The sequence below is a fragment of the Pseudomonadota bacterium genome (genome assembly GCA_039818985.1).
Lineage (GTDB): Bacteria > Pseudomonadota > Alphaproteobacteria > Sphingomonadales > Sphingomonadaceae > Alterisphingorhabdus.
In genome coordinates this window covers 438,262-456,201 of sequence record JBCBSU010000002.1, presented here as the reverse complement: position 1 = coordinate 456,201, position 17,940 = coordinate 438,262, and the positions used below count along the sequence as shown (strand labels likewise).

Annotated in this window: 12 protein-coding genes and 1 tRNA gene; 9 read left to right on the top strand and 4 right to left on the bottom strand. The window is 62.0% G+C overall.

All coding sequences use genetic code 11. The features are described from left to right. Positions 1-43: 43 nt before the first annotated feature. Positions 44-5,503 (top strand): AMP-binding protein, encoded by a 5,460-nt coding sequence (locus AAFX04_13915; protein ID MEO1046531.1) that lies wholly within the window; start codon positions 44-46, stop codon positions 5,501-5,503. A gap of 11 nt (positions 5,504-5,514) precedes the next feature. Beyond that, positions 5,515-9,216: an SDR family NAD(P)-dependent oxidoreductase gene (locus AAFX04_13910; GenBank protein MEO1046530.1), complete on the top strand. Its 3,702-nt coding sequence runs from the start codon at positions 5,515-5,517 to the stop codon at positions 9,214-9,216. A gap of 94 nt (positions 9,217-9,310) precedes the next feature. Here AAFX04_13910 and AAFX04_13905 read toward each other — a convergent pair. Continuing rightward, a tRNA-Leu gene (locus tag AAFX04_13905) sits at positions 9,311-9,399 on the bottom strand. 349 nt (positions 9,400-9,748) lie between these two features. Between AAFX04_13905 and AAFX04_13900 the strand changes: the two genes are divergently transcribed. Continuing rightward, a complete protein-coding gene (locus AAFX04_13900; protein ID MEO1046529.1) occupies positions 9,749-9,946 on the top strand; it encodes a hypothetical protein in 198 nt (65 codons plus the stop codon). An 8-nt stretch (positions 9,947-9,954) separates the two neighbouring features. Here AAFX04_13900 and AAFX04_13895 read toward each other — a convergent pair whose 3' ends face one another. Continuing rightward, the gene (locus AAFX04_13895; protein MEO1046528.1) at positions 9,955-10,821 is read right to left on the bottom strand and encodes a zinc-ribbon domain-containing protein; all 867 of its coding nucleotides are present in this window, start codon (positions 10,819-10,821) and stop codon (positions 9,955-9,957) included. 256 nt (positions 10,822-11,077) lie between these two features. Here AAFX04_13895 and ftsE point away from each other — a divergent pair, with 256 nt between their 5' ends. From ftsE to AAFX04_13875, 4 genes are read left to right on the top strand one after another with little or no spacing between them, the layout of a single operon-like run. Then, positions 11,078-11,824, top strand: coding sequence for a cell division ATP-binding protein FtsE (gene ftsE / locus AAFX04_13890; GenBank protein MEO1046527.1), 747 nt, complete (start codon positions 11,078-11,080; stop codon positions 11,822-11,824). Then, the gene (locus tag AAFX04_13885; protein MEO1046526.1) at positions 11,821-12,717 is read left to right on the top strand and encodes an FtsX-like permease family protein; all 897 of its coding nucleotides are present in this window, start codon (positions 11,821-11,823) and stop codon (positions 12,715-12,717) included. The genes ftsE and AAFX04_13885 overlap by 4 nt, the downstream gene beginning before the upstream one ends. Before the next feature lie 10 nt (positions 12,718-12,727). Then, positions 12,728-13,258, top strand: coding sequence for a YdcF family protein (locus tag AAFX04_13880; GenBank protein ID MEO1046525.1), 531 nt, complete (start codon positions 12,728-12,730; stop codon positions 13,256-13,258). 6 nt (positions 13,259-13,264) lie between these two features. Further along, positions 13,265-14,008 carry a lysophospholipid acyltransferase family protein gene (locus AAFX04_13875; protein MEO1046524.1) on the top strand — a complete coding sequence of 248 codons (744 nt, stop codon included), beginning with the start codon at positions 13,265-13,267 and terminating at the stop codon, positions 14,006-14,008. On the opposite strand, the gene AAFX04_13870 is transcribed toward AAFX04_13875, so the two are convergent. Continuing rightward, positions 14,005-14,910: a prephenate/arogenate dehydrogenase family protein gene (locus AAFX04_13870; GenBank protein ID MEO1046523.1), complete on the bottom strand. Its 906-nt coding sequence runs from the start codon at positions 14,908-14,910 to the stop codon at positions 14,005-14,007. The genes AAFX04_13875 and AAFX04_13870 overlap by 4 nt on opposite strands. After that, positions 14,907-16,031: a histidinol-phosphate transaminase gene (hisC, locus tag AAFX04_13865; protein MEO1046522.1), complete on the bottom strand. Its 1,125-nt coding sequence runs from the start codon at positions 16,029-16,031 to the stop codon at positions 14,907-14,909. Before hisC ends, AAFX04_13870 begins: the two co-directional genes overlap by 4 nt. 119 nt (positions 16,032-16,150) lie before the next feature. Between hisC and AAFX04_13860 the strand changes: the two genes are divergently transcribed. Together AAFX04_13860 and metW are read left to right on the top strand one after the other, a co-directional pair. Further along, on the top strand, positions 16,151-17,311 hold the full coding sequence (locus AAFX04_13860) for a homoserine O-acetyltransferase (GenBank protein ID MEO1046521.1): 1,161 nt from the start codon (positions 16,151-16,153) through the stop codon (positions 17,309-17,311). Further along, a complete protein-coding gene (gene metW, locus AAFX04_13855) occupies positions 17,308-17,901 on the top strand; it encodes a methionine biosynthesis protein MetW (GenBank protein MEO1046520.1) in 594 nt (197 codons plus the stop codon). Before AAFX04_13860 ends, metW begins: the two co-directional genes overlap by 4 nt. Positions 17,902-17,940: the final 39 nt, after the last annotated feature.

Sequence of the window (17,940 nt, the reverse complement as noted above, 5' to 3'; positions counted from 1 at the left end):
GCCGCAGCAAAATCCGGTCGTCGACCATGCTGCATGGCAGGCGATGCGTGATGCCTGTGCTGCCGATCCAGGGGCGTTCCATGGCAATCGCGCCAAGCGCAATATCCACTGGCTGGCTGATAATGGCACCAGCAGCAAGGCATGGATATCATGGGACGATTCGGCCGGGGCGTGGCGCGGCTGGGACAGCGAATCGGGCGCAGCGGTGACCATTGATATGCGAGAGGAGTTTGCTCCCTGGAATCGCGCCTTTAATGACGATGACCCACCGCATTTCCGCTGGTTCGAGGGCGGGTTGACCAATGCTGCGTTCAACGAGGTCGACCGCCATGTGCTCGCCGGCCATGGTGATGAAACGGCCCTGATTTTCGAGGGTGATCGCTGGGATATGGCGCGCAATGACGGGCGCGGCGGGCCGGTCGATTGCTATCCGGTGTCGCGCAAGCAATTGCTGCTCGAAAGTGCCAAATGCGCGCTGGCGCTCAAGGCACTGGGGTTGAAGGCAGGCGATCGTATCGCGCTCAACATGCCTTCTGTTCCGGGTCAGATTTACTGGACAGAGGCGGCAAAGCGGCTGGGGATTATCTATACCCCGGTCTTTGGCGGTTTCAGCGACAAGACGCTGTCCGACCGTATCGCCGATGCTGGTGCGCGTGTCGTCATCACCGCCGATGGCTGTTATCGCAACGCCCAGATGGTGCCTTTCAAGACCGCCTATACCGATCCGGCGCTCGATAATTTCATCGCGGTCAGCGTCGCCATGCGGCTAATCGACGAAACGCTGGCCGAAGCCGGGCTGGGCGTCGATCAGGCCGCTGCCGAGACGATCAGTGCCACGGTTTCGGAATTGCTGACCGGAGAAGTTACGGTCGAGCGCTCCGATATCATGCGCGGTGTTGGTCGCGCGCTCGCCGAACTGGGACAATCGGGCGTGCTCAGCGTGCAACAGGCATCGAAGGTACGTATCGCCATTGCCACCGCGCTGGTGGAATCGCCCCCCCGGGTCGAGGCGGTGATCGTGGTGCGCCATACCGAGCAGCCCGACCTGATCTGGCATCAGCGCGACAGATGGAGCCACGACCTTACCGATGCGGCAGCGGAAACATTGCTGGCGGCAGCACGCAATGCCGGTTTTGCGGCGGTCAGCGAGGATGAATTGCTGGCGCTGCCCGATCCTGATTTCGTTCGCGCCATCTGGGCCAGCTGCCCACCCTTGCCGGTGGATGCCGAATATCCACTATTCGTCATCTATACCTCGGGTTCCACCGGCAAGCCCAAGGGCGTGGTTCATGTCCATGGCGGCTATGTTTCGGGAATCGCCGCGACCATGGCGGTGGCATTCGATGCGGCGCCGGGCGACACCATCTTCGTTGTTGCCGATCCGGGCTGGATCACGGGGCAGAGTTATCTGATCTCCGCCTCGCTCACCACCCGTGTCACCACTGTGGTGACCGAAGGATCGCCAGTTTTCCCGCATGCCGGGCGTTTTGCGTCGATCATCGAGCGTCATGGTGTCACCATCTTCAAAGCCGGGGCGACCTTCCTCAAGTCGGTGATGTCCGATCCGGACAATCTCGGCGATGTCCAGCGCTATGACATGTCGTCATTAAAGGTGGCGACCTTTTGCGCCGAGCCGACATCGCCCACGGTGCAGGCCTTTGCCATGCGCGAGGTCACGCCCTGGTATATCAACAGCTACTGGGCCACCGAACATGGCGGTATTGCCTGGACCCATTTTTACGGCAATGACGATTTCCCGCTCCGTGCCGATGCGCATACCTATCCGTTGCCGTGGATTTTCGGCGATGTCTGGCGCGAAGAGGCGGAGGGCATTGGTGATGATGCAGCGATGTTGCCGCGTGAGGCCGGTGATGGCGTGCCCTGGAGCCGTGCCGATGAAAGGGAAAAGGGTGAGATCGTCATCGCCTTGCCCTATCCCTATCTGGCGCGCACGATCTGGGGTGATGCCGATGCTGTTACCAATACGGATGGCGCGCTCAATCCCGGCTGGACCGGCGATGGGGACCGCTGGGCCGATACCTATTGGCGGCGCTGGCGTGGCACATGGGCCTATACCCAGGGCGATTTTGCCATGCGCCATGATGATGGCTCCTTCTCACTCCATGGCCGTTCCGATGATGTGATCAACGTCTCGGGCCACCGTATCGGCACCGAGGAGATTGAGGGGGCGATCCTGCGCGACAAGGCGCTCGACCCCAATTCACCGGTGGGTAATGTGCTTGTTGTCGGTGCCCCGCATCGCGAAAAGGGTTTGACCCCGGTGGCTTTTGTCACCCCTGTGGCAGGACGCAAGCTGACCCAGGAAGACCGCCGCCGCCTCACCGATCTGGTGCGTACCGAAAAGGGCGCGGTTGCGGTGCCCTCGGATTTTCTCGAGGTCGAACAATTTCCCGAGACCCGCAGCGGCAAATATATGCGCCGCATGGTGCGGGCACTGGTCGAAGGCGGCGATCTTGGCGATGTTACCACTTTGCGCAATCCGGAAAGCCTGAACGAGCTCGAACAGGTCGTCAGTGCATGGCAGCGCAAGCAGCGCTTCGCTGAAGACCAGCCGCTGTTCGAGCGCTACCGCTATTTCCTCGTCCAGTATAACAATGTCGGGCCGGGCCAGCGTGTGGCCACCGTCACCGTTTCCAACCCGCCGGTTAATGCGCTGAATGAGCGGGCGATCGATGAGCTGGTGCTGGTGGTCGACCATCTTGAGCGCAAGCAGGATGTCGTCGCACTGGTGTTCAAGGGGGCGGGCAATGCCTCCTTTGTCGCTGGCGCCGATATTCGCCAAATGCTCGAAGAAGTGCAGACAGAAGAGCAGGCGAGTATATTGCCCAATAATGCGCAGCTGGCGTTCAGGAAGATCGAGCAGATGGGCAAGCCCTGTATTGCCGCGATCCAGGGTGTGGCGCTGGGTGGCGGCATGGAGTTTGCGCTCGCCTGCCATTATCGCATTGCGGAGCCGGTGGCACGCTTCGGCCAGCCTGAAATCCGCCTGCGGCTGCTGCCCGGCTATGGCGGTACGCAGCGACTGCCGCGGCTTTTGACAGAGCGTCATGGGGCCACCGGCCTGCGCGATGCGCTCGACCTGATCTTGGGCGGGCGGACAATTGATGCGGCACAGGCCTTGGCAATTGGCGCAGTCGATTCGGTAGTCTCGGGCGCCGATGATGCGCTGTCGCGGGCGCATGCGCTGGTGCGCGAATATGTCGCCTGTGGCGGCGACAGCGTGCTCGGTCAGGCTTTTGCCGAACGCAACAGCCAGATCGCCAACTGGCAACAGCCGGGCACCGCCGATCTCGATGCGGTGCTTGAAGATGACTTTCTCCAGCGCATCCAGGCACAGCTCGACTGGGCCGGGCGCGGCACTGCTGGCCAGCGCGCGCTGGAAGCGGTGCGTACCGGCTGGAGCGAAGGCGTTGCTGCAGGCTATGCGCGCGAAGCGGCACTTTTCGCCGAGGCGATTATCGATCCCGAGGGCGGCAAGACCGGCATACAGCAATTCATCGACAAGCAAAGCCCGCCGCTGCCGGTGCGGCGGGACGGGGTGTGGATCGACGAAGAGCATGACGATCGTGCTGCGGCGCTGATCGCCAGTGGCGACCTTCTGCCTGTCGGCGCGCCCTTTTTTCCGGGCGTGACCCCGATTCCTGCGCACCAGCTCGCCTTTGGCATTGCCCGCGATCCCGATAGCGGTGCGCCGCGCTTTGGCGAACCGGCGGATCATGAGAAAGAGCTGATCGTGCCGGTGCGCGAACCCGCGCCCAATGAGGCGCTGGTCTATATGCTGTCGTCCGAGGTCAATTTTAACGATATCTGGGCACTGACCGGGATTCCGGTGTCGCCATTCGATGCGCATGAAGAAGATGTGCAGATCACCGGCTCGGGGGGTCTGGCGCTGATCGCGGCGCTGGGCAGCGAGGTGCGTGCTGAGGGTCGGCTGGGTGTCGGTGACATGGTCGCGGTCTATTCGGGCACCAGCGATCTGTTGTCGCCCAATGCCGGCAACGATCCGATGTATGCCGGTTTTTCGATTCAGGGTTATGAAACCGAGACCGGCAGCCATGCCCAGTTCCTCACCGTACAGGGGCCGCAGCTGCACCGGGTTCCAGGCGACCTGACGCTGGAGCAGGCGGGCAGCTATGTGCTCAATCTCGGCACTGTAGTCCGCTGTCTGTTCACGACTTTGCAGATCGAGCCGGGCAAGACGATCTTCGTCGAAGGGTCTGCGACCGGGACCGGGCTCGATGCGCTGAAAAGCAGCATCCGCACCGGCCTGGCGGCAACCGGCCTGGTGTCGAGCGAGGAACGTGCCGACTTTGTCAGCGATCAGGGTGCAGTCGGTGCGCTCAACCGCAAGGATCCTCGCTTTGCCGACTGTTTCAGCGCTGTTCCCGATGATCCCGATGCAGCGCGGGCTTGGGAAGCTGAAGGGGTAGGACTAGTGGCGGAATATAAGCGGCTGAATGGCGGCAAGCTCGCCGATTATGTCGTCAGCCATGCTGGCGAGCGCGCCTTTCCGCGCAGTTTCCAGCTGCTCGGCGAGGGTGGCAAGCTCGCTTTTTACGGTGCTTCGTCAGGCTATCATTTTAGTTTCATGGGCAAGCCGGGCAACGCGCGGCCGGAAGAGATGCTGCGCCGGGCGGCGTTGCGCGGCGGTGAGGCGGTGCTGCTCTATTATGGCCCCGGATCGCGTGAACTGCTCGATCAGACCGGGCTGGAGATGATCGAGGCGGCGCGGCGTTTTCGGGCGCGTACGGTGATTGTCTCGAACACCGACAGCCAGAAGGAATTTCTGCAATCACTGGGGCTGGAAGATGCGGTGGAAGGCATGATCAGCCTGGAAACGCTGCAGCGACGCTTTGGCGACCAGTTCCACTGGCCCGACACGTTGCCGCGGCTGCCCGATGCCAAACGGGATATCGAAGCGTTCAAGGCCGGCGTGCGCGACTATCAGACGCGGACGATGAAGCCCTTTGGCAGCGCCATCGGCAAGATATTGCGCGCGCCGGACAATCCACGCGGCGTGCCCGATCTGGTGATCGAGCGGGCGGCGCAGGACAGTCTTGGCGTTTCAACCTCGCTGGTCAAGCCATTCACGGGTCGTGTCATCTATGCCGAGGATATGTCGGACCGGCGCTTCACCTTTTATGCGCCGCAGGTGTGGACGCGCCAGCGCAAGATCATGATGCCGACCGCTTCCATCCTCGGCACCCATTTGTGCAATGCGCATGAGGTGACGGTGATGAACAGCATGATCGCTGCCGGGCTGCTCGATGTCACCGAACCGACTATGGTTGACTGGGATGGATTGCCTGAGGCGCATCAATCCATGTGGGATAATAGGCATACCGGATCAACCTATGTGGTAAATCATGCGCTGCCTGCCGAAGGGCTGCGTAGCCGCGATGAACTGCTCGAATATTGGGCGGCGCAGATGGCCAATCAATCCGCTGGAGCCCAATCCAGTGATGCAGAATCCAGCAAATAAGGGAAAAATTGATGACGACCAGGACCAAAAAGGCCGCCACCATGAAAGCTGTGCCGGATAATGCTGCACCTGGAGGCCGTCTTCAGGGCAAGGTGGCGCTGATCACTGGTGCTGCGGGCAATCTCGGTAGCTATATTGTCCGCCATTATGCCCGCGAAGGCGCGACCGTCATCATGACCGGACGGACAAAGGAGCGCATTGAGGCAGCGCGTCAGGCAGTAATCGACGAATTGCAGCTGGCCGAAGAGCGGGTCTCGACTGTGGTGCTCGACGGTGCCGATCCGGCGTCGGTGCGCGCTGGCCTGGCCGAGGTCGCCAACAGCCACAAGACCATCGACATATTGGTCAACAATGCCGGTTCGGCTGGCCCCAAGCAGACGCTGGAAAATGTGCCGTTGACTGCCGATGAGCTCAAGGCGCTGCAGGATGCCGGGCATGGCGATAGCGAGACCGTGGGCGACGCGATGCGCAATATTCTTGGCGTCACCTGGAATCTTGCCCGGGCTGCGGTGCCGCTCATGGGCACCGGATCGACCATGGTCAATGTCTCGACCATCTTCTCGCACACCCGCTATTATGGCCGCACCGCCTATGTTGTGCCCAAGGCCGCGCTCAACTCGCTATCGGCACAGCTGGCAGACGAACTGGGGCCGCGCGGGATCAGGGTCAACACCATCTTCCCCGGCCCGATCGAGAGCGACCGTATCCGCACTGTCTTTGCCGCGATGGACAGCATCCAGGGCAATAAGGAGGGTGCAACTGCTGATCATTTCATGGGCCGGATGTCGCTTGAGCGCAGCGTGGATGGCGGCAAAAAGGGCAAGACCCTGCCGACGCCGACCGATATCGCCCAGACCTGCGTATTCCTTGGTAGCGATGAATCCGCCGCCTTTAACGGCCAGGAATTCGATGTCACCCATGGCATGGCGGTCGACAAGCATTCGCAATCGACCTATCTCGCGCGTCCCTCGATGCGCTCGCTCGACGGCACCGGCCTGTCGGTGCTGATCGCGGCGGGGGAGCAGTGGGAGGATGCGCTGGAAATCGCGAAGATCCAGACCGCTTGCGGTGCCGAGGTACTGCTCGGCCTCAGGCGTCAGGCCGATGTTGCCCAGGCCGAGGCGCGGGTCAAGGCACAGGGCGCGGGCGAGGGGCTGACCATCATGCGCTTCAACCGCACCGACCCGGAAGGCATGGAAGCGGCGATGGAGGAATTCAGCCAGAAACATCCGGCGATCACCAGCGCCATTTTTCTGCCGGTCAAGTCCGCCGATCATTTCAAGAGCGCGTTGATCGAGGTCCCGGATGCCGACCTTGATGCGTTTATCGATGTCGAGCTCAACGGCATTATCGCGCTTGGCCGTACCATGAGCCGCTATTGGAAACGGCATGATGATCTGGTGCAGGAGCCGCGTTTCGTCTTCCTGTCAAATGCCAGCGACGGCGCCGGCAATCGTTTCAACGCCATACTTTCCGCCGCGATCACTCAGCTGACCACCATCTGGCGCGATGAATCGCGGGTCGACAAGGAACAGGGCAAGCTGAAACAGGCGGCTTGGGGCAACCAGATTGTCCGCTACACCAATGCGGAAGAAGAGAATATCCGCTTTGCCGGCGGCCAGGCGACACGGATTGTCTGCAAGAAGCACAAGATTCAGGAGACCACGCTCACCCTGCCGCAGTCGATCGGTGAGGCCACCGGCGCGCGCAAGGCGATGGTCGGCTTTGCCGAGAATATCACCGGGCTGCATCTCGGCAAGGTGGCGCTGATCACCGGTGGTTCAGCCGGTATTGGCGGCCAGGTGGCGCGGTTGCTGGCGCTCGCCGGATGCAAGGTCATGATGGTGGCGCGGCGCGAGAGTGAGCTCATGGCGGCGCGTGACCGCATCGTCGCCGAGCTGCAGGATGTCGGCTTTTCCGGGGTCGACCGCCGGGTGCAGATCCTGCCCGATATCGATGTCAGCAACTTTGCCTCGCTGCGCAGTGCGGTCGAGGAGACGCTCGAGACCTTTGGCCATGTCGATTATCTGATCAACAATGCCGGGGTCGCGGGCGCCGAGGATATGGTGATCGATATGGACATAGACACCTGGCGCTGGACGCTCGATGCCAATCTGGTCAGCAACTATCTGCTGATGCACGAGCTGGTGCCGCATATGAAGGAGCGGGGCACAGGTTATGTGCTCAACGTCTCCTCCTATTTCGGTGGCGAAAAATATCTCGCGGTCGCTTATCCCAACCGTTCCGACTATGCCGTTTCCAAAGCCGGGCAGCGGGCAATGGTCGAGAGCTTTTCCGAATATCTCGGCCCCGAAGTGCAGCTGAACGCCATTGCACCCGGCCCGGTCGATGGCGACCGGCTCTCGGGCGTCGGCGGCAAGCCGGGGCTGTTCCAGCGCCGGGCCAAGCTGATTCTCGAGAACAAGCGGCTCAATGCGGTCTATGCCGCTTTGGTTCACGCCATTCGCGATGGCGCGGATATTGATCACATTCTCACCCGGCTGGCGCGCAACGATACCGCGCATCTGTCTCACGATCCGGAAATGCCGCGTGAGTTGCGCGATCTGGCGCTGAACTGCGCGCGTGAGGGGGACGGCATGTGCAGCTGGGACCGGTTCCTGCTGACCGGGGAAATCGCTGCGAGCCTGCTGTCCAGGCTGGCGCGTGCCGGCTATCTGCTCGACCTGCCAAAATGGCAGGACAAAGCCAGCAAGAATGATGGTGGCTGGTTGACATTTGTGCCGCCCGAGGACGCGCCCTTCCTGCCAGCTGCCAAGGTCGACAAAATGGCGGAAGGTGTGGGCAAGGGCGTATTGTCGCAGCTGCATCTCGGCCGCATGCCGACCGAGGCCGAAGTGGCGCAGGCGACAGTGTTTTTCCTCGCCGATCGGGCCGTCAGCGGCGAGACCTTCATGCCTTCGGGCGGGCTGAGCGTGCAGCGTTCGGCGGTCGAGCGCGAGCTGTTCGGCAGCCCGAAACAGGAGCGTCTCGATCGGATGAAGGGCACCACCGTATGGTTTGTCGGCGAGCATCTTGACGATTACAAGGCCGAGGCGATCAACCAGATGATCGACCAGCATGGCGTCGCCCGGGTGGTGCTGTTTGCCACTTCCAGGGCCGGTGCGGCGACAGTGCTCGATTATTGTACCGACAGCGCCCGCAAGGCGGTCGAGACAGTGCTGTTCAGCGATGGTATCGAAGATGCGATGGACAAAGCGCTCAAACAATGGGGCCGACCGACCATTGTCGTCTCGACCCCGTTGCAGGGCCTGCCCGACAAGCTGTTCGACGATGATGCTGTGCTCTCCCCGGATGAATTTCGCACCATGGTCGAGCAGAATCTGACCCAGCATTTCCGTGTCGCGCGCAAGGCCAGCTTCTATGATGACTGCCAGTTGGTGCTGGTATCGCCCGATGTCCCGCTCGACGCCAAGGGGCCGGCTTTTGCCTTGGCCAACTTCATCAAGACCACGCTGCACGCCTTTACCGCGACACTGGCGGTGGAGAATGAGCGGCTGGTGCATGATGTGCCGACCAACCAGATCAACCTGACGCGGCGCGTGCGTTCGGAAGAACCGCGCAATGAGGAGGAGCATCAGGAAGAGCTGAAACGCTTTGCGCGCGCGGTGCTGCTGGTCGGCGCGCCGCTGCCCGATGTCGAGGATTCACGCTATCGCGCCCGCATTTATCGCGGCACCTCGATGACGGTGTAGGGCAAAAATCAGACCCGTAAGGCCCGCAAGCGCGACCGCGCGTCCGCAGCAGCTCCGAAGTGGAGCGGAGGAAATGGCTGCAAGGATTGGAAAATGGTGCGGTCGAGAAGACTCGAACTTCCACGGGATTTAACTCCCACAGCGACCTCAACGCTGCGCGTCTACCAATTCCGCCACGACCGCACGCTTCGATGGTGAAACCGGCCTGTCGCCGGTAGCTGGTAGCGCCGCTGACAAGCGGCAGGGGCGAGCCATTAGCAACTCCCTCGCTCCGGTGCAAGCCGCGTTATGCGCCATCGCTGTCCGGCTTTTGGTTCATCACCGTGGCATTGGCTGTGTCAGCATGGGGCAATTTGCCGCGAGTCTCGCAAAATAGCAGAAATGCTGCGGCATTTTCCGGTTGTTAACCACCTTTCCGGCTCGACAACCAGGGTAAACGTCCGGTTAATCCAGCGACATGTGCCGCGTCATAGTCTCTTGTATTTTGCTGATACTGGCTTCCTCTGGCTCTGCCGCACCGGCTTTGGCCGGGATGGATTCGGCTCAGCCCGCGCAATCTTCCGGCGCCCGGGCTTCCGCTACGGCGACTGCAACCATAGCGCGCGTCTCGACGACGCGTGAAGCAATTGAGCGACAAGCGGCCCTTGGCGAGAAGCGTGGGCGCATCTTTGAGACCAGTGCATCGATCAAGCGGCTGGAGAATGGTGCCATACTGGTCGAATATCGCTAGGGCCAGCCCTAGAGCGCGCCGGGGGCCCAGCCAATTTCTGCCTTGACCGCCGAACGCGGGATATCGAGCAGCGCCTCGTCGAACCGTGCCTCTTCACCCGGCCCCAGGCTGTCGACCGGGGCGCGGATTTCCTGCTCATAGACAATGCGGTCATCGGCATTGCGCAGCACGATCAGCATGTCGGGCACGTCGCGCCGTTCGCTGCCCTTGTTGACGACGCTGCCGCTGGCGGCGAATAATTCGGTGCCATCGGGCAGGGTACGCCGGTCATCCTCATCGATTGGCAGCATGATTTCCAGCCCCGCAATTTCCTCACCCATCTCCGGCTGCCCCACGGTCAGCCATTGCGGCAGGCCATAGGCATAGATGGCGCCGCCCAATATCACCGCCACCATGGCAAAGGCGATGGCGGCGCGTGTCCACAGCTTGACAGGGTTGCGTCGCGGCTTGAACGGCGGTTCATGCGCGAACGGATCGGATTGAGGCGCGTCGATCTGGTCCTCATGATAAGCGCCGGCATCGCCATGCAGGGGTGTGTCGGCGATGCCACCCATTGGCGGTGTGTCGGGGGCGCTGCGGAAAGAGGGCGGCGCATCAATGCTGTCGGCGGCGGGTTCCGGCTTTGCCGGCGTCGATGGTTCGGGATCGGGTGCGGCGACCTCAGGCTCTGGTGTTTCCGGCACCGCTGCAGGCTCCGGCGCTGGCGGGGCTTTGGCCGGGGGCGGCACTGCCCGGGGCTGTCGCACAGCCTGGCCCGGCCCGGCCTGGTGCCAGCTATGCCCGCATTTGGCGCAACGTACGGTGCGCCCGGTGGCTCCAATGGCACTGTCCGGTACCGCATAGCGCGTACCGCAGGAGGGGCAGGCAATAATCATCGATAACGTCCGGGCCGTTCATTCATTGCGATGCGAATCTAAACACGCGCGGTGAAAATCGTGCAAGGGGGGAACCGCATTTATGCGCCGAAAAACCACCTTTGCCGGGATGGCGTGACGCCATTGGTGTTGCGCCGCCCCTTGCAGGATCATTGCCGGGGCGTATAGCATTGCCATGACCAGCGCCATTTCCGTGCCAGCTCGATGCGCGGGACATGCCGCATTCGCCGGGAAAGAACCGTATAACGCAGCGCATATGCAGGAAATCGTCACATTCGATAATGTCGGACTGCGCTACGGCACAGGCAATGAGGTGCTCTCCGATATCAGCTTCCGACTTTATCCGGGGAGCTTCTATTTCCTCACCGGGGCGTCGGGCGCCGGCAAGACGTCGCTGCTCAGGCTGCTCTATCTGGCGCAGCGTCCCAGCCGTGGTGTCATCCGCATGTTCGATACCGATACCATTACCCTGACGCGCGACCGGTTGCCGGGTTTCCGTCGGCGTCTCGGTGTTGTGTTTCAGGATTTCCGGCTGGTGCCCCATCTGTCCGCCTATGACAATATCGCGCTGCCACTGCGCGTTGCGGGGGTGGTGGAGAAGGATCTCGACGATCCGGTGTGTGAGATGCTCGAATGGGTTGGCCTGGCCGATCGTGCCAGCGCGCGACCGGCGACGCTTTCCGGGGGTGAGCAGCAACGCGTCGCCATTGCCCGTGCGGTGATCGCCCGGCCGGAGATACTGGTGGCGGACGAGCCGACCGGCAATGTTGATCCGGAGATGGCGATCCGCCTGCTCAAGCTGTTCGAGGCACTGAACCGGCTCGGTACCACCGTGGTGGTTGCTACCCATGATGTCCATCTGCTGGCCCAGGTGCGCGATGCCCATATGATGCGGCTCAATCGCGGTGCCTTGTCGGATCCGACCGGCGCTTTGCGCAATCCGCCACGTCCGGCAGATCGTGACGGCATGGCGCCAGAGTCGGATTTGGGGACAATGTCGTGATCGGCCTGTTCCGTGCCACCGCAGCCGAGCGACGGCTGATCCCCGAAGGTCGGCTGTCCGGCCCTATGCCCTGGGTGATTGCCATCATGATCCTGTTTACCGTGCTCGCAGTCGCCAGCGGTCTGACGCTGCGCAGCGCGGCGCAGGGGATCAATGCCGATCTTGCCGGCCGGGTGACGGTGCAGATCGTCGCCGCCGATCCGGTGCAACAGGCACGCGAACGCGAGGCCGCCGAGGCGATGCTTGACGGTCTCGATATCGTTGCCAGTCGACGGACATTGAGCGACGCCGAGCTGCAGGCATTGCTGACACCGTGGCTGGGCGCAGAGGATATTGCAGAAACCATCACCATACCGGCGATGATCGATCTCGATCTTGCGGTGCCCGCCGATGCGGCGGCGCTCGATCGGCTGCAACAGGCGCTGGCCGATGCCGCACCATCGGCGCAGATCGATGCCCATGGTGCCTGGTTGCGACCGGTATTTGACCTGCTGGGCTCGCTGCAGATACTCGCGATAATATTGGTGACGCTGCTGGTCATCGCCACTGCATCCGCCGTTGTGCTGTCGGTGCGCAGCTCGCTCGACACCCATCGCGCCACCATCAATGTCATGCATCTGCTTGGCGCCACCGATGTGCAGGTGGCGCGGCTGTTCCAGCGGCGCATCGCGCTCGACGCCGCTTTTGGCAGCCTTGTCGGCGTGGTGATTGCCGGCGTATTGCTGCTGCTTCTCGGGCGGCAGGTTTCCAGGCTCGATGCCGGACTGTTCGCTGCTGGCGGGCTGGACTGGCCCGACATATTGGCGCTTGCGCTGGTGCCGATAGCGGTTATTGCGCTGAGCATAGTGACCGCGCGGATCACGGTTCTGGTCGCACTCAGGAAAACATTATAAACATCACTTCATGATTATCCGTATCCTTGCCCTTGTCATGCTGAGCTGGATTGTCGGCTTTATCGTCTTTGCGGTATCGCTGCCGCTGCCGCTCGATGACCGTGAGACCGATGCCATTGTGGTTCTCACCGGCGCCCCGATGCGGATCGAGCGCGGGCTTGAAGCGGTGGAGAAAGACTGGTCGAAGGCGATGCTGATCACCGGGGTCGACCGCCAGGTGCTGCGCGAGGAGCTGGTGGCGCAATATCCTGACCATGAAGCGACGTTCAACTGCTGCATCGATCTCGGCTTTGCTGCCGTCGATACCCGCACCAATGCGCTGGAAATGGCACGCTGGGTCGCCAAGGGCGAATATGACAGTGTACGGCTGATTACCTCGGACTGGCACATGCATCGTGCCGCTTTCGAGATTGAACGCGCGATGCCGGACAATGTCACCATCTATCGCGATGCCGTGCGCGGCGAACCGTCGCTGCGGGTGCTGTTCACCGAATATAACAAATATCTGCTGCGCCTGGCCGGGGCGTTGACCGGGATATAGTCGCCGATGCTATCGGGCCTGAAGACCATCATCGCCGCTCTGCGTACGGCGCTGTTCACGCTGGTCTTTTATACAGGGTCGGTGCCCTTTGTTGTGCTCGCGGCACTGGCCGCGCCGCTTTCCATGTCGCTATTGCGCTCGGCGGCGCATGGCTGGGGGCATTTTCATTATGGCTGTGTGCGTTGGCTGCTGGGGATCAGGGTTGTGGTCGATGGCCATTTCCGCCATGGCCCGGTGCTTTATGCGCTGCGCCATGAATCCTTTTTCGAGACGATCGAGCTGCTGCGGCTGCATGAGCGTCCCGTGCCGATTGCCAAGCGGCAGCTCTCGGCGATTCCGCTGTGGAGCGGTGTCGCCAAGAGCTATGGCATGATCTATGTCGATCGCTCGGGCGGGGCCGGCGCCTTGCGGGCGATGATGAAGGCGGCAAAGACCTATATTGCCGATGGCCGGCCATTGGTGATTTTTCCCGAGGGTACGCGGATGCGCCATGGCGAGCGGGGCAAGCTACAATCGGGTTTTGCCGGGCTGTATCGTGCCTTTGGCCTTACCGTAGTGCCGGTGGCGGTAGACAGTGGCCGGTTGTTGGGGCCGTATAATCGGATAAAATACCCCGGAACAATAACCTACAGAGTTGGTGATCCGATACCGCCCGGGCTACCGCGCGCCGAGATGGAGGCAAGGGTGACGGAAGCGATCAATGCGCTCAATGACTGCGGCGCTAACGCGGAAGATGCCGTTCCGGCCTAGTCATGGCGGCGGCCGAAATCGGCAGAGGCATCATCCTGTCCCTCATCGATAATCCTCCGCCTGATGGCGCGGGTGCGGGAGAACAGGTCCTCGAGTACATCGCCTTCGTCACGGCGGATGGCGCGCTGCAATGCGGTCAGATCCTCGGTGAAGCGTTGCAGCATGTCGAGTACAGCCTCCCGGTTGGAGAGGAAGACATCGCGCCACATTACCGGGTCGGAGGCGGCGATTCGGGTAAAGTCGCGAAAGCCGCCAGCAGAATATTTGATCACTTCCGAGCGGGTAACGCTCTCCAGATCACTGGCGGTGCCGACAATGGTATAGGCGATAAGATGCGGCAAATGGCTGGTCACCGCCAGCACCCGGTCATGATGCGTCGCATCCATCCGTTCGGTATCCGCGCCCAGTGCGGTCCAGAACGCCTCCAGCCTGGCAATATCCGTCTCCTTTGCATCAGCATCCGGGGTCAGGATGCACCAGCGGCCTTCAAACAGGCTTGCAAAGCCGGCATCGGGGCCACTTTTCTCGGTGCCCGCGACGGGATGCGCCGGAATGATTGCGGCACCGGGCAAGGCAGCGCGCAGATCGGCGAGCACGCTGGCTTTGCACGAGCCGACATCGCTGATGATCGCATCGGGGGTAATATGGGGTGCGATATCGCTGGCGACATCGCCCATCGCCCCTACCGGGACGCACAGCAGCACCAGATCAGCCGCCGACAGCGCGGCATAATCGTCATGCACCGCATCGAAGAGCCCCAGTTCACTGGCGCGGTTGCGGGTAGCTATATCGCGGTCAAAGCCCGAAAGCTGCATATCGGGCAGTTTTTCGCGTACCGCCCGCGCCACCGAGCCACCGATCAGACCCGTGCCGATGATCGCAATGTGCCGAAACGCCGTCATGACGCCGCGCCATTGTCGCATAGCGCCCGCAGGGCCCGCATCATGCCGTGCATCTCTGCTTCGGTGCCGATGCTGATGCGCAGGCAGTCAGGAAGGCCCTGGCCCGGAAGCCAGCGGGCGATATAGCCTGCTGCCGCAAGGCCATGATAGGCCGATTCCGCAGTCAGGCCACCGCCAAACCGGACCAGCAGGAAATTGGCATGGCTGGGAATGGCCTCGAGCCCGTAATTGCCGAGCGTTGCCAGTTCATTGACAAGCCATTGTCGCCACCGGGCATTATGTTCGCGTGAGCGGGTGACGAAATCCTGATCGCCAAGTGCCGCGAGGGCCGCTGCCTGACCCGAGCTGGTAACGTTGAATGGCGCACGGATGCGGTTGATGGTGTCGATCAATCCCGGTGCGCCAAAGGCCCAGCCGATGCGCTGTGCCGCCAGACCATAGATTTTCGAGAAGGTGCGGGTGATCAGCACATTGTCATGGGCTCGCGCCAGCGAAAACGGGTCGCTCCCCGCAGCGGGTTCGAGATACTCGCCATAAGCCTGGTCGAGGACCAGCAGCACGGTGTCAGGCAGCGCGGCATGCAACCGCGCGATCTCGCTATCGGCGATGATGGTGCCAGTGGGGTTATTGGGGTTGGCGAGATAGATGACGCGAGTCTTGTCGCTGACACAGGCCAGGACCGTGTCGATATCGGTACCATAATCCTTGTCGGGGGCGATCACCGGCACCGCGCCGATACGCCGTGTTGCTATGTCATAAACGGCAAAGCCATAGCGTACATGGATGATCTCATCGCCGGGACCAGCATAGCCTTGGGCTGCCAGATTGAGCAACTCGTCCGATCCGGTACCGCAGACAATCTGCGCGACCGGCAGATCGTGTAACGCACCCACAGCCATACGCAGCTCTGTAGCATCGGGGTCGGGATAGCGGGCGGCTTTGGCGGTCGCATCGCTGGAAAGGCTGGCGATTGCTGCAGCGCAGGCACCGAGCGGGTTCTCGTTCGACGACAGCTTGACCGGTGTCATGCCCTGGCCGAGGCGCGACTTGCCCGGGCTATAGGCCGATATCGCACTGATCCAGGGCTTGGGCTGGGGGCCGGAAGGGGAAGGGACGGTCATGATATGTCTTTTTCTCGCTTTCCTGCGGCCATTAACGGTGGTGATGGGTCCCTGCCAAGCGCGAAATGTCACAGCCTGCGACATTGACAGCCCGCGGCAAACCGCTCTAGCGCCGCTGCATGACATCCCCGGCCCCTCCTTCCGCTGCCGGAGACAGCCGTTTTGGCCGCGACAAGCGGGTTGAACTGCTGGGTCCGCTGCCGCTCGATTGCGGCGCTGCGCTGAGTCCTGTGGCGCTGGCCTATGAAAGCTATGGTACATTGAACCGGGATGCCAGCAATGCGGTGCTGGTGTGCCATGCGCTGACCGGCGATCACTATGTCGCCAGCCCCCATCCGGTGACCGGGAAGCCGGGCTGGTGGTCGCGGCTGGTAGGACCGGGCAAGCCGATCGACACCGACCGTTTCTGCGTCATCTGCATCAATGTCATCGGCAGCTGCATGGGCTCTTCCGGTCCCGCGACGCTCAATCCTGCGACTGGTGTGCCGTGGGGGATGGATTTCCCGGTGATTACCATTTTCGATATGGTTCGGGCGCAGGCGCTGCTGATGGACCATCTGGGTATTGACCGGCTGGCGGCGGTGATTGGCGGTTCGATGGGCGGGATGCAGGCGCTGGCCTGGCCGGTGCTTTTTCCCGATCGGGTTGCGGCGTCGCTGGTCATTGCCTCGGCGGCGCGCCATTCGGCGCAGAATATCGCCTTTCACGAGGTTGGGCGCCAGGCCATCATGGCGGATCCGCGTTGGCGCGGCGGCGGCTATTATGGTGCCGAAGGAGAAAGGGGCGAGGCACCGGCTTCGGGGCTGGCGGTGGCGCGCATGGCAGCGCATATCACCTATCTGTCGGAGGCCGGGCTGACCGAGAAATTCGGCCGGCGGCTGCAGGATCGTGACGCCAAGACGTTCGGTTTCGATGCCGACTTCCAGATTGAGAGCTATTTGCGGCATCAGGGGATCAGCTTTGTCGATCGCTTCGATGCCAACAGCTATCTCTATATCACCCGGGCAATGGACTATTTCGACCTTGCCGACGCTGGCGGTGGTTCGCTGGCCAAGGCCTTTGCCGCAGCGCGGGCACGTTTCTGCCTGATCAGTTTCGACACTGACTGGCTATATCCGACGGCCGAATCGCGGCGCATCGTCCATGCGCTCAACGCTGCCGGGGCCGAGGCCAGTTTCGTCGAACTGTCGTCTCCATTCGGCCATGATGCCTTCCTGCTGGAAAACCCGGAAATGGATCGGATCATCAGCGGTTTTCTTGCCAATGGAGAAGCTGTGTGAGCGCGGCGCTGCGTCCCGACCTTGCCGTTATCTACGACCAGATCGCACCGCAATCCCGGGTGCTCGATATCGGTTGTGGCGACGGCACGTTGCTGGCGGCATTGCGTCAGGACAAGCAGGTCGATGCGCGCGGACTGGAGATCGATGCTGCCAATGTTGCCGCAGCCATGGGCCGCGGCCTGTCGGTGGTCCAGGGTGATGCCGATACCGATCTTGCCGATTATCCCGCAGCGGGGTTCGATTATGCGGTGCTCAGCCAGACGCTGCAGACCACAGGCCGCCCTGACAGGATTGTCGAGTCCTTGCTGCGCATTGCCAGCCAGGCCTTTGTGAGCTTCCCCAATTTCGCCCATTGGCGCATCCGCACCGCGCTGTTCACTGGCGGACGGATGCCGGTGACCCGACTGATTCCCGAACGCTGGTACGATACCCCCAATATCCACCATGTGACCATTGCGGACTTCGAGGATCTGATTGCAGAGCGTGGCTGGCAGGTGGAGGGGCGCTGGTTTCTCAGTGGCGACAGCCGCACCGGCACCGCCATGGCCAATCTGCTTGCCGAGCATGCGGTGTTTCTGCTGCGCGGTTGAGCCGCAAACACTTCTCCGTAGTCTCGCAACACATAATTG

Bases quoted from the DNA above. Each gene is read 5' to 3' on its own strand.
- AAFX04_13915 (MEO1046531.1), top strand. From the start codon at position 44: ATGCGTGATGCCTGTGCTGCCGATCCAGGGGCGTTCCATGGCAATCGC.
- AAFX04_13910 (MEO1046530.1), top strand. From the start codon at position 5,515: ATGACGACCAGGACCAAAAAGGCCGCCACCATGAAAGCTGTGCCGGAT.
- AAFX04_13900 (MEO1046529.1), top strand. From the start codon at position 9,749: ATGGATTCGGCTCAGCCCGCGCAATCTTCCGGCGCCCGGGCTTCCGCT.
- AAFX04_13895 (MEO1046528.1), bottom strand. From the start codon at position 10,821: ATGATTATTGCCTGCCCCTCCTGCGGTACGCGCTATGCGGTACCGGAC.
- ftsE (MEO1046527.1), top strand. From the start codon at position 11,078: ATGCAGGAAATCGTCACATTCGATAATGTCGGACTGCGCTACGGCACA.
- AAFX04_13880 (MEO1046525.1), top strand. From the start codon at position 12,728: ATGATTATCCGTATCCTTGCCCTTGTCATGCTGAGCTGGATTGTCGGC.
- AAFX04_13875 (MEO1046524.1), top strand. From the start codon at position 13,265: ATGCTATCGGGCCTGAAGACCATCATCGCCGCTCTGCGTACGGCGCTG.
- AAFX04_13870 (MEO1046523.1), bottom strand. From the start codon at position 14,910: ATGACGGCGTTTCGGCACATTGCGATCATCGGCACGGGTCTGATCGGT.
- hisC (MEO1046522.1), bottom strand. From the start codon at position 16,031: ATGACCGTCCCTTCCCCTTCCGGCCCCCAGCCCAAGCCCTGGATCAGT.
- AAFX04_13860 (MEO1046521.1), top strand. From the start codon at position 16,151: ATGACATCCCCGGCCCCTCCTTCCGCTGCCGGAGACAGCCGTTTTGGC.